Source organism: Paenibacillus sp. Soil750 (assembly GCF_001428045.1).
GTDB lineage: Bacteria > Bacillota > Bacilli > Paenibacillales > NBRC-103111 > Paenibacillus_E > Paenibacillus_E allorhizoplanae.
In genome coordinates this window covers 125,570-138,419 of record NZ_LMSD01000041.1, presented here as the reverse complement: position 1 = coordinate 138,419, position 12,850 = coordinate 125,570, and the positions used below count along the sequence as shown (strand labels likewise).

Here is a 12,850-nt window from a genome sequence, read left to right as displayed (position 1 = left end):
AACGATTTTTCTCGGGCGATCACCATAAACGAATCACCCCATGCAAAGATCGCCCTAATGAAAGGCTCTGCATGAGTCGCTTCTTATTCCGGCAAAATGATTTGCCATATTTACCGCCTCCCTTATAGACTTAAATTATAAGGGAGTTCCTACTCTAACCGCAAGTCTTGTACCCATTGGAATTAATCCCAATACATATATGAAAATAAAGCGTTTACAAACATAAAAAATACCCATATACTATTTCTATTTGAATGGTTATTTCTACATGAAAGAGAGATCTTTACGATGAAACGGTGGTTACCGATTGCTATACTGCTTACGAGCGCGCTTTACATTTTTGAAATTCGACCGGAAGCTCAAGCATTCAAATTCTTTTTCAAATTAATTCCGATGTGGCTGATTTTGTATTATACATACTCGCATATGCCTTCAGCCAAAAAATGCGTACATGGGTTGATGTTAACCGGTTTATTCTTCGGCATGCTTGGCGATGGACTCATTATGTATTGGTTCGTTCTTGGGCTTGCTGCTTTCCTAATCGGTCATTTGTTTTATACAGCCGGTTTTCTCGTCCAATGGCGTTTCTCTTGGTTGCGCTTCTCTTCGATCGTACCTATCGCCATTTATTCCTTCATAATGGGCAGAGCGCTAGTAATCTCGCTCATAGAGCAAAATAACGCTGGTCTTGTGGTACCTGTACTATTTTACATTATCGTTATCTCGCTAATGGGCTGGTCTGCGATTATGACTGGTAATCGAGGGGCGATTGTGGGCAGTTTTCTGTTCTTGATTTCGGATTCCATCCTGTCCTGGAACCTGTTCGTCTCCCCAATTTCCTATGCGGATCTCTTGATCATGACAACCTATTACAGCGCCCAGTTCATTATCGCTCGCAGCGCAACTCTTCCTGAACAAAGAGAAATGAAAGTGCACCCCTGAATTGAGGAGGTGCACTTTATTCATTCTTCTAGTCATATTCCTTTGGTCAAAAAATATCATTGTATCTGCCATTTGATACAAACATTGATAGAAGTCTCTATCCGTTTTCAGCGTCCTTTTAGTCTATAATCCAGAAATGTCGCTTGGCATTGTGCCTGTGCGTTGAATGGTACGTATCTGTGTAGTACTTATCCGGAATCCAACCAGAATAAACGACGAGGTTACATTGTTAAAGTTGAACGCTCGTAAGTCAGCAATGTTCTGGCTACCACGGAAAATTCGAAAATTTCCTGTAAAATTACGCCCTGAAAACAGTACTAACGTAACTTGACTAGGAAATACAACATTTCTTAGCCGGAAACTGGAGATGATATTGTTAAAACCGAATAATCCCAGATTTGAAACTGCCACGCCTCTTCTAAATGTTAAATTTCTTCCAGTAAAGTTAAAACCCGAGAAAAAAGTAACTCTAACATTCCGATTAAATATAAATCCCATCCCTATCACCCTCTTAATCACAAGATAGTAACAGTGTATGAATTGGTTAATATATTCGCTTGGACTTATGTTATCATTCTCCCAAATATCTTACCTGCCCCATCGTGACACTCCATTTAGTAGGCCATGCTTTTTCAATTGTCTCTCAATTTAGACAAAAAAAGAGGTATTCTCCATCCTTGAAAGGACGAGAATACCCCGTTATGCTTGCTCTCTTCATCTAACCATCGTTTCTACGGTTGAATTTATAGCGTGACAGAGGCTTGCTTCAGAAGCCCGGACAAAGTTAAGAGATCCGGAGTGCTTCCTTCCTTTAATTTAATCCACTTTCGTTCAGCAGGCCCATCGAATTCTTTCGGAAAGTCAATTCCATTTGCATTCATGATCATAAATGCAATCGCGTCTTTGGAAGGCGAAATTACTGCTGCATAATGTCCATTTTTCAGAAAGTGTGGTTTCTTGTACTGAATGCGTTCTTCGGCTTCCGAAATCGTCTCATGAACCATGTTCCGCAGGGTCGAACTGATATCAGCTTGCCACTTCGGTAGATTTTCTATGTAGGCCGTAACTTCCTGATTCATTCTTTAAATCCCTCCAATTGGTAATATTTTACTCACTTTAAAGTATACTGTTGCTAGAATATTCCCGTCAATGCTGTAAACTACCTGTTACCTCAGCAAACTAGGGATCGTCTATTATGTTACACAAATTCAATAATTAAACATACACTTTTGGAACTGATCTAACATAAAATCTTAATATTGACTGTATAAGGTGGAGATTCCTAATGTACGCTAGATTAAGTATGTTTAGATTAAAACCTGATGCCCCCATCTCATTCGCAGAGCAATGGGCTGAGAAAACTTACTTGGTCCATCGATCACTAAAGGGATTTAAAGGTATTACATTTTTGGGGGAAGATATAACGAATGAGTTCGGTGCCATAAGTTACTGGGAAACGAAAGAGGACGCTTTAGCAGCCGGTGATACAATTGAGATCAAAGTTTATTCCACGTTATCAAAAGCTTATATTGAATCCCCTCCTATGATTGCAATATATGGCGTATATGACCTACCTGCGGGGAACGGTGAATTAATATTTTATGGTAAATTTAACTGGTAGTAGGTTAAGTAAAACTGCCTAGTTAGAACAAAAAGGGCTGCCATACGGCAGCCCTTTTGATTCATCTACGTCTTTTAACTATCGTTGTCCGTCGTGGAAGCTTGCTCTTGATGCATCAATAAATATTCCGCATAATCTGGGTCCGCCAAGAGCGGGCTCCCGATGGCAATACAATCGGCTAATTGATCTTCAAGTATACGGTTAGCAAGACTGCGGGTATATATCTTTCCGACCGCAATAACCGGGATATTGAGATGTTGCTTGATTGCAGCAGCATGTGGCACCTGATAACCTGTGTGCACATCACTAGGTTGTATAGGGAGAAGTCCACCTGTTGAGACATGAATCGCATCCAATTCACTCTCAAGGGTTTTTAGCATCCGCACCAACTCCACAGGTGTTAATCCCCCTGTGCAATAGTCAGTGGCTGAAACCCGTATGGTAACCGGATATTGTCGACCAACTTCTCCCCTAATGGCCAGAAGAACCTCTTTCAAAAATCTTGCTCTATTCTCCGAATTGCCGCCATAGTCATCCGACCGCACATTGGATAGAGGGGAAAGGAATTGATGAATTAAGAAGCCATGTGCCGCATGAATTTCAATGCCATCGAACCCCGCTGCGACAGCTCTTTTTGCTGCAAGACGGTATTCCTCTACGATCGTTTGAATGCCCGCTAAAGACAGCGGCTCTGGCGAGCCGTAATGCTCGTCGAACGCAATTGCGCTCGGTGCCACTAATGAATTTGTAACTTCGGGTGAGGATTTCCTACCACCATGAGACAATTGGATAAAAGCAGGAGTTTGATGGGCATGGATGGCATCGGTAATTTTTTTTAATAGTTCCACATGCTGATCTGTAAAAATCCCAATATCATTTTTCCACAGTCTTCCATTCGGTGAGATCGCAGTTGATTCCAAAATAACAAGCCCCACATGCTTGGCCCTTCGTCCATAATGTTCAATGTGGTGGTCAATAGGGAACGCTTCAATCGTGCCTTTATATTGCTGCAAGGGCGCCATGATTAATCTGTTCTTCAGGCGGAGGCTGCCCAGATTAATAGGGTTATCTAAGGTCAATGTCATTTCTATTCATTCTCCTTTGCATGTTATAACTGACTTCATTATATTGTTGATAACATGCAAAACACATAGTAATATAAAGATAAATGACATGATTAAACTAATTTATTAAGTTATTTATTAAACTTCACCTTATATATTTAGGAGGTGTGATTTTATGGACCAAGTTGATACTAAAATTTTATCGTTGATGCATGAAAATGCCAGGATATCGATTTCTGAAATGAGCAAAATCATTGCCATGTCGCAGCCCGCTGTAACGGAAAGGCTCCGAAAGCTGGAGGAGCAGGGAATCGTAACGGCTTATCGTGCGCAATTGTCCCCACAGAAGCTTGGCAAGCATACATCCGCTTTTGTCATGTTTAAAACCAACAACTGTCCGGACTTTGTGAAATTCTGCGAAACATCCCCTGAGATTGTCGATCTTTACAGAATCAGTGGAGATTATAATTTTCTAATGAAAGTGCTAACCGAAACAACAGAATCACTGGCACAATTTCTTGACACTTGCAGTCCTTATGGATTTTCAACGACTTTAATTGTGCTCTCGACGGCATTTGAAGACAAAAGCCTTGTATCTAGCAAGGTGTAATCAAGCGCATAAAACTCTACCCGTCCCTCAAATAAACAAGAAAAGGGCCGCCGCAAGGCAAGCCCTTCTCTTTCCCTTTATTTCTTTAAAAAGCTATCACGATACTGACCTGGCGTCGTTCCCTCCAACTTGCGGAAATATCGAATAAAATTGGCAGGCGTATTATACTTTAACTTCTCCGCGATCTCGGAAATTTTCATATCCGTTTCTAACAGCCATTGTTTGGCCATCTTCATCCGATACTCCGATAAGTAATCGCTGAAATTAACACCTGTTTCCTTGCGGAATACTTTGGTCAAATAATTCGGACTGTAATTCATACGACGTGCGCACACCTCTAGGGAAAGATCGGTATCGAAACCAGTCTCTATCATATGAATAATTTGACTGGAAATGCTCTGATACTGCGCATCTAGCTTATGTTCCAAGTGAATTAGAAACGGAAGCATGACCACATCCAGAAACCACCGTTCCACCTCACTCACTGTCTTCAATTGAAACAGTTGTATAAACAAGGTTTGCTCATCGGGGTATAAATGTTTAGGCAACACGCCTGCATCCTTAACTGCTTGTAGCATTTGCACTAGAAGACGGACGAAGGACATGAAATATTCTTCATGTGTTCGCTCATCTACAGCAAGCGTCGTTATGAATTGGTGAAGACAGTCCGTAGCCTGCTCTCGGTCCGCGAATTTTAAGGCGTCCAAAAGCTGCCGTTCTGCGGTATCTGGATAACTCAACTGCATGCTCTTCTCTGGCTGTACATCCTCAATGAACAGGATCGATTCTTCCCCCAGGTTCATGCGGTACTTTAAAGCTTGCAACGATTCTCCATAGGCATGACGAATTTGCTTAATGTCGTTAAACGTATGACTAAAGCCAATGCTGACTTTCAACTCCAGATAAAGTTTGATCATCTGCATGATTTGATGTGCCGCTGTGTCGAGAAGATTCTTGAACAGCTTGGGATCTGTTTCCGCGCCTCCAAGCAAAGTAACCTGGGAGTCTCCCATAACGACGGGTGGCAGCCTCTGCTCAGGTGTAATAAGTTCGGAAACGATATTGTAAATAGCAAAAAGCAGTAAATCCTGATCCTGCTCTTCAAAACGCGTATTGGATAACGTATCAATCTGGATTGTCATCACACACATGCTGTTCCATTCCGTCAGATGACCGAAGGCTTCCAGCTTATCCTGAGCCTCGGTTCTTGCCATGTCGCTCTGAAAAAGCTTGAAAACAAAGTATTCCCTCATTTGATGGGACTGTCCCATAACCTCTTGTAATAGACTTGACTCCCTTTGCATCAACCCTCGAAAACGCTCATTGATAAATTCGAATTCATCGATGGCCCCTTCGGTGCCGACGGTTTCAGGAGAATTGCGCACGACTTCATACAACTTCCGAATCGGTTTATACATCTTCCTTGAACCTAGATAAGAAATCAGTAGAGCTAACAATAAGATACCAAGACAAATATACAGGGTGAACCACCCTATGCCCTGCGACTCCTTGTTCAGCTCATCAATGGACACCACTGATACATACATCCAACCGTTATAATTGGACTTCCGGTAACTGATCCCGACACGCTCCCGTTCCGAACGGGTTGTGTAGAAGCCTTGCTCTGCAACAGGTATGGGTTCATTCCCGATCGCTAGTTCTTGAAACGGTCTGCCAATCAGATTAGCGGCATTGCCGGCGAATACGACCTGCTGATCATCCAACAGCAGAACATTGCCCATAGCTGTATCCTTATTTATTAAACTATTGACATCATAAATCGGAATCGACATGATCAGCAGCCCCGATGGGTTAGGGGAATACGCTGGGATTTTCTTAATGAGTTTCATACCGGTAGAACTTGTGGACCAAAATGAAGTTCTTGGATCATTCACCCATCCCGCATAACTTTCCATAGCCTTCGTTTCCAGCATGGACAAACCCTTATCGTTAATGGACCATTTGCCCGCTATGCTTATGAGTTCCATGCCCATCGTCCCGAGCTCATTGCTTTGCAGCTTACTCATCGATTCGAGCAGACTCTTCACTTTCTGAACGTAACCGTCCGTACCAGCCAATTCTCCCTTAAGAGCGTCGATAACTACCGGTTGATTCATATATTGAATAGCCGAGTAATCGATCAGCCTCAGCAACTGTTCAATTTGTGATTCGGTCTGTTTCAGCATCTGCTGATTGCTCTCATTGACCTTGGTTTGCACCGCATCCGAAGCTTGATAATAGGAAAAAGCCCCCAATACCATGACAGGAATCGTCGCGAGCAGCAGTGTAAACCATATGAGCTTGGATAAAAAGGTAGACGCACGTAATTTCATAAACAAGCCCCCGCTGTTCTTGTACTAACCATAACTTCATTGGTTCTTTACTTTTATCAGCAATTACACGGAAATGTCAATAATTGCGGCGCTTCTTCCCGGTCATTGACAGGGAAGAAGCGCCGCTTCGCATAACAATTATTTTTGTTGAGCTTTTTTATACTCGGCTGTAAATTCCTCGATGATTTTATCGCCGCCTTTTTTGCTCCATTCTTCCTTGACCTTGTTAAACCCGGCCTCATCAACCTCACCCATGATGAAACGAACACGAGCATCGTTGATCAGCTTATCAAGCTCCGAGCCCAGCTGAGTTTTCGTCGGGGAAAGAAACGGCTCAATGACACTTGGCACAGCATTCGGCATTCCTTCTTCATACAGCTTCTTCACTTTTTTCCCCATATCGGGTTCTGTCGGCCATGCTAAGGTTGAAGGTGCGATGCGAAGCTGCCCTAAGTCACCAACTTGGTCTTTGTACAACTGCTCATTGGTGAACACAGGATTACCGTTCTCTGTTTTATAATGAACGCCTTCCACACCCCACGCAAACGTTTTCAATACATCGTCCTGCAGATTTTTCTCGAAGTAAGTTAATATATCCTTCAGTTCCGCTTCTGTCTTCACACTGGATTTAGGGAACATGAAGACGCCCGAATAGCCTGAATTCGCAGGCAGTTTAACTCCCTTCGGCCCTTGCAGACCAATGACGAAATCCATTTTGGCCTTCGGATTCAATTTGTACAAATCAGCATGTTTATTAGGTGCGTCATCAATGCTTGCAAGATAGATACCGGCTTTGCCTGAATTGATGTTTTCATGCAACTTAGTTCCTTTGATGGCGCCGAAGTCCTGATTAATCAGCTTCTCATCATACATTTTTTTGAGCAGCTTGAGTGAATCCATGTATTCTTTGGTCATAAAATCAGGTATCACCTTGCCGTCCTGCACGCCCCACTGATTAAAGCCGCCTAACGCAGTAACAAGGACAAGACTCGCATCGGTGATCAAATTATCATCGGTCAAAGTCAGACCGTAGGTATCATTCTTACCGTTCTTATCCGGATCATTCAATGTGAATGCTTTCGCAACGTTATAGAGGTCATCTACTGTTTTGGGCTGCTGCAACCCAAGGTTATCGAGCCAGTCTTGGCGGAAGATGATACCTTTTCTGGCAAAAGGACGGTCACGGTATAGCCCATATATTTTACCATCTACGGAGATATTGTTAGCGATCTTCTCATTCCAATACTTACTGATTTTCGGAAAATCTTTGAGATACGGGCCGATTTCCCAGAAAGCGCCGGAACGAACAGCATTGATAATCGCCGAATTCTTGGTGTCTAAGACGACCATCGCTTGTGGGAGATTGCCTGAGGCGATCGTCACATTCAGCTTATCATTATAGGACGCACCAGGGACGAACGTTATATCCATCTTGCTATTGGTCTGCTCCTGAATGGCCTTAAAAGCAGCGTTCGTATCATCTGTTGCCGGCGGCTGTTGTCCATAGAAAGGAGACATCATGCTGAATTTGATTTGCTTTTGAGCGGTACTAGTACTACCAGGGGTATTCTTTGTAGTGTCACTTACGGGATCCCCACCTCCACAAGCCGCTAATACGGACGCCATCATGACTGTCGTGCAAGTAACAGCTAAACCTGTTTTCAATTGACCCTTTGTTTTTCGCATACAAACCCTCCGTTATTTCATTTTATTGTATAGAAAGAAAGACGATCTTACCAGTCTTGAGCGTCTATCCTTTAACCGAACCTAGCAAAACTCCCTTGGCGAAATGTTTCTGCAAGAATGGGTACAAAAGCAATATCGGAACAGCCGCAACGACGATAACCGCGTATTTGATGCTTTGAGGTGGAGCTGCTATTTCCGAAGCTGCACTGGCATCGGTAAAACCGCCTGCCGATAGAAGAACGATTTGGCGCAGCCATACTTGTATGGGCCACATTTTCGCATCATTGATGTACATAATGGCAGTAAAGTACGAGTTCCAGTGCCCCACCGCATAAAATAACGCGAACGTGGCCATAGCCGGTAAGGATAAGGGAATAACGATTTTGTACAAAATCTGCAAATCATTGCAGCCATCCATTTTCGCCGATTCTTCCAAACCCTCAGGAAGTTGCTGGAAAAAGTTTTTTAACAAAATCAGATTGAACGCGCTGATCGCCGAAGGGATCCATAGGGACCAATACGTATCCAGTAATCCAAAGCTTTTGACAACGAGGAACGTGGGGATCATACCTCCGCTGAAGAGCATCGTAATGACGATTAACAGCATGAATTTACCCCGGCCGCGCAATGTCTTGCGTGCTAACGGATAGGCCATTAGCGTAGTAAGCAGCAAATTGATCAGCGTTCCGACAACGGTAATGAATATGGTGATGAATAGGCTTGTGTAAATAATTTTGGTGGAAAAAATGAATCTGTAAGCATCCAACGAAAACTTCGTAGGAAATAGTACAACTTTTTTGATAAGCAGCTCTTCCGACGCTACGAGTGAACCGGATATAACATAAATGAACGGCAACACCGTAATTACCGCAACGATAAAAAGCATCAAATAATTGACTGCATCGAAGACTTTGCTGCTTATGGTACGATCTCTCATGCTAATAAACCCCTTCCTCGCCGTATTTCTTTGCCATGGCATTTGCAGAAACGACCAGAATCAGGCTTACGAGAGATTTAAACAACCCCACCGCCGTACTGTAACTGAATTGCGCATTCACTAGACCGGACGTATAAACGTACGTATCAAATACTTCAGCTACTTCCCGGTTTCCGGAATTCAACATGAGGAAAATTTGCTCAAAGCCAGTGTCCAAGAAGCTACCTAGTCTTAAAATAAGCAACAAGACAATCGTCGTTTGGATGGCGGGTAACGTAATATGCCAAAGTTGGTGCCACCGATTGGCTCCATCCATTCGTGCAGCTTCATAAAGTTGCTGATCGACTCCTGAGAGTGCCGCTAAGAAAATAATCGTTCCCCAGCCGGTTTCCTTCCAGATAACTTGCGATGTAATCATCGAACGGAACCAATCTTTACTTAACAAGAAATTAATCTTGTCTCCGCCCATGTAAGCAAGAGCTTCATTCACAATACCGCCCTCCGTTGTAAACAAGGTGTACGTCAACCCTGCAACAACGACCCACGAGATAAAGTGCGGGATATAAATAATGGTTTGCACGAATCTTTTGAAAAACTCCTTCCGAACCTCATTCAGCATCAAAGCTAAAATAATAGGCAGTGGAAAGAAAAAGAGCAGATTGTAAACTGCCAGCACGAGCGTATTTCTGAACAGCTTCCAAAAATCCGGATTCGTGAAAAAACGCTGAAAGTGCTGCAGGCCGACCCAATGGCTTTTTAAGATCCCCGCAAAAGGTTGATAATCCTGAAAGGCAATGACCACCCCCAGCATCGGCAAATACTTAAAGAAGATGAAAAATAAAAGGCCTGGAATCAGCATACAGTACAGCAGTTTTTCTTTATTGATATCTAGCCATAGCTGCTTCAGATATCCAGGTTTGTGCGATGTACCCACTGAAGTCGCCTGCGTCAGCACACGCTTTCTCTGGACTGTTGTTCTATTCATAGGTCAGTCACATCCTCCAACAATCGTTCACTGCCTTCATGTTAATTGCCACATGTTGTTTCCGTCGATATTCATTTCGTTGCTTGTTCCAACAAATAATCATTTTATAATCATTTTCTTCCGTGCCATTGTCATCTGCTATCCTTTGGTTGGTTAGCTGAATAGGATATAGGCGCAAGGAGTTCCACTATATACGGGCTCTCCATTACGTACAATTGTGCAATGGTTCGGCTTCATGTGGACGTCAATCTGTTGGTCGCGATAACGATACCCAGAAATCGAGACACTTCCTTCATGCGGTGGCTGCGGACATATTTCTAACGTTCCATCCAACTTCGGTTTGATGCCCGCCATGCCAAACACCAGTGCTTCCGTGCCAGTAAGGCCAGCTATGATGTTACCCCGCTTATGGCTCGGAACGGCAGGTCGGTCGCTATAGTGCTCCTGTGGGAAATAAGGCAAATGTTTGCCCATCCAGAACAATCGCTTCAGGACATCCCAAGCTAACGCGGGCTGACCCTGTTCCCACAACGTAAGCGCGAGTGTCGGGCTCTCACCGGTATAGCTGCCTCCGCCAGACCAGTCGGGGTCATTCAATTCATAATGCAGCGTATCTTCGGCAGATATACTGCTTACACCGTAAGGCCCAAGAAAAGCTCCGTCATTCAAATGCGTCAGTAAAGCCTTGGTCATATCCGCATTGCAAACACCCATTCTTAATGTATCGAATGCTTGAATCGTGTACACCCGCTCTACATGCCCGTTAGGGTACCTGCAAAGAAACCATCCGTTTTCTGGATCCCATAAGTGATCCCGAATCGCCGCACGGATACGGCTGGCTTTGTCTCGCCATGTTTCGGATTCGGCATGTCCAAGACGTTCTGCCATGTCGGCCAAACGATCATAACACCATGCTCTTTCGGCGTTGGGGCTGGATACGACATGCTCATGAGCGGCGCTCCTCATTTCGAGCAGATTATGCTGCTTGCCGTAATCCAGCAATTCGCCCCAGGCCGGCAGCCGTTCTTCATCGTGAAGCAGCAAATTTTTCATCAAATCATAGAGTTCCAAACCTTCACCATACTGTGTTACATTGCACCAGACCAAATTGAAGAAGGACCATAGGCTGTACGAATACGGAACATCCTTCCCTAGACCGCTAGGAGCGAATCTCGAATGCCGCTCAATACCGCTTTGCGCCATCATGTGCGCCAGCTCGATCACTTTATCACTGCCCATCATCAGTCCTAGCATCCGAGCTGCATAACCTCCGGTATCCCACGGATAACAGCAAATTCCGGCGCCTTCCATCCCTGCTACAACTGGGAAAGGCTGCATTGCAAATTCAGGATGCTCCCATAGACAGATCAGACCGCTGACAAGCGAACGTCTGTAGTAATCTTCAAGACCGGGAATGTCGCTGGTCAACTTGGGGATTGACCCGCAGTAACGCTGAATCCGGTCCTCCCAGACCTCATATGCATGCCGTTCACATGCCGCTAAATTTTCATCCAAGCATACGGATTCTTGAGCCTTCGTCAGCAGGATAGCCAAACGGTACACCGCCTCTTGCCCAGGTACAATAAGCACAGGTTCCCTTGCCTCTTGTAAAAAAATAACCCTTACATCATCGTTCTCCCATATGCCCGCTTCGACTTCGTGCACCTCCGCGCCCATAGAAGGATGGCCGAAATCCCAATCGTTCAGGGATTGGATGCCGGGACGTCCTGGCGTAACTCTCGGAAGGATGTCTAGCTGGATACTGCGGTCTGTCCGGTTAATAACTCTTACCGTTAGGACAAATCCAGCACGATCCGCAAGCGGAACAAGTGAGCTTCGCATGGAGAGTGAAATCAGGCGTTCTTCCACGAAGTAGTGGTACGTTCCTGTCCGTTCGATTCGGTCCGGCCGCCATTCGGCACCTGAATACAATAGACCGCAATCCCCTTTCCCCTTGTTACCTGTATCGCTAATACGATGTCCGTCTACCATGAAATCAAGCAGTACTTCCATATCTTGTGCGCCAAACGGCGGAGAGAATAAACCGCTGACGCCAGTCACCGTACCTGCTATTGGAGCAACAGTACTATATCCGCTACATACCCATAAGTGATTAGCTGGAGCCACACTAGCTCGCAAATCAAATGCAAAGTCATTCAAATGATAATTCATGGTTTCACCTATCCTTTTCCATGTGCAGTCCGTCGTGCATCGACATCCTCATCTTAAAGAGCGTACGCCGTTTCCGTCGATATTCATTCTGTTGGTTCTTAGTTTCAGAGCCGAAGAGACCGACTAAACAAGCATAAAGTAATCATCAACTGTTATTTCGTTGTCATTTTCTGCAGGGATGGATAGAAAAAACGCCTTTGTTGGAGTGATTCCAACGAAGGCGTTTTAATTAGGTCCTTTAAACAAGGGGACTCAACTTTTTGAATTTTTTAAAACCCGTTCATAAATTTCTTCAACTGTCATGTTTTCCGTTAACCCTATCATTTTGAGCCACAATAGCATCGAACCGAGCAGCTAACTCGAGAAATTTTTCACCCCAATCACTTCGTCTTGTATTGGTTGAACTATTGTTTTCCATTAACTCAAAGAAATAAATTCATTCCCGGAGCGTCAAAAGCTCTTATTAGTTTTCTTGATTTTTTTGAATTACTCTCATTAAA

The 12,850-nt window shown here is 44.0% G+C and carries 10 protein-coding genes; 3 read left to right on the top strand and 7 right to left on the bottom strand.

What is annotated here, in order from left to right; translation table 11 throughout:
- The first annotated feature begins 288 nt into the window (after positions 1 to 288).
- Positions 289 to 942, top strand: a complete 654-nt coding sequence (locus ASL11_RS30170; RefSeq protein ID WP_056623117.1) for a lysoplasmalogenase — start codon at positions 289 to 291, stop codon at positions 940 to 942.
- A 743-nt stretch (positions 943 to 1,685) separates the two neighbouring features.
- Here ASL11_RS30170 and ASL11_RS30165 read toward each other — a convergent pair.
- Positions 1,686 to 2,021, bottom strand: coding sequence for a DUF1801 domain-containing protein (locus ASL11_RS30165; protein WP_056623114.1), 336 nt, complete (start codon positions 2,019 to 2,021; stop codon positions 1,686 to 1,688).
- Between the two features lie 206 nt (positions 2,022 to 2,227).
- Here ASL11_RS30165 and ASL11_RS30160 point away from each other — a divergent pair, with 206 nt between their 5' ends.
- Positions 2,228 to 2,563 (top strand): hypothetical protein, encoded by a 336-nt coding sequence (locus tag ASL11_RS30160; protein ID WP_056623111.1) that lies wholly within the window; start codon positions 2,228 to 2,230, stop codon positions 2,561 to 2,563.
- 74 nt (positions 2,564 to 2,637) lie between these two features.
- Here ASL11_RS30160 and ASL11_RS30155 read toward each other — a convergent pair whose 3' ends face one another.
- Positions 2,638 to 3,648 (bottom strand): oxidoreductase, encoded by a 1,011-nt coding sequence (locus ASL11_RS30155; protein ID WP_056623107.1) that lies wholly within the window; start codon positions 3,646 to 3,648, stop codon positions 2,638 to 2,640.
- A 154-nt stretch (positions 3,649 to 3,802) separates the two neighbouring features.
- Here ASL11_RS30155 and ASL11_RS30150 point away from each other — a divergent pair, with 154 nt between their 5' ends.
- Entirely contained in the window at positions 3,803 to 4,237 is a 435-nt protein-coding gene (locus ASL11_RS30150; RefSeq protein ID WP_056623104.1) for an Lrp/AsnC family transcriptional regulator, read from the top strand.
- A gap of 77 nt (positions 4,238 to 4,314) precedes the next feature.
- On the opposite strand, the gene ASL11_RS30145 is transcribed toward ASL11_RS30150, so the two are convergent.
- The 5 genes from ASL11_RS30145 to ASL11_RS30125 form a co-directional block, all read right to left on the bottom strand.
- Positions 4,315 to 6,570: a helix-turn-helix domain-containing protein gene (locus tag ASL11_RS30145; protein WP_056623101.1), complete on the bottom strand. Its 2,256-nt coding sequence runs from the start codon at positions 6,568 to 6,570 to the stop codon at positions 4,315 to 4,317.
- 138 nt (positions 6,571 to 6,708) lie between these two features.
- A complete protein-coding gene (locus ASL11_RS30140; RefSeq protein WP_056623098.1) occupies positions 6,709 to 8,256 on the bottom strand; it encodes an extracellular solute-binding protein in 1,548 nt (515 codons plus the stop codon).
- A 64-nt stretch (positions 8,257 to 8,320) separates the two neighbouring features.
- Positions 8,321 to 9,193 carry a carbohydrate ABC transporter permease gene (locus ASL11_RS30135; RefSeq protein WP_056623095.1) on the bottom strand — a complete coding sequence of 291 codons (873 nt, stop codon included), beginning with the start codon at positions 9,191 to 9,193 and terminating at the stop codon, positions 8,321 to 8,323.
- Between the two features lies 1 nt (position 9,194).
- Positions 9,195 to 10,052 carry an ABC transporter permease gene (locus ASL11_RS30130; RefSeq protein WP_157257113.1) on the bottom strand — a complete coding sequence of 286 codons (858 nt, stop codon included), beginning with the start codon at positions 10,050 to 10,052 and terminating at the stop codon, positions 9,195 to 9,197.
- Between the two features lie 279 nt (positions 10,053 to 10,331).
- Positions 10,332 to 12,350 (bottom strand): MGH1-like glycoside hydrolase domain-containing protein, encoded by a 2,019-nt coding sequence (locus ASL11_RS30125; protein ID WP_056623093.1) that lies wholly within the window; start codon positions 12,348 to 12,350, stop codon positions 10,332 to 10,334.
- Between the last annotated feature and the right edge of the window lie 500 nt (positions 12,351 to 12,850).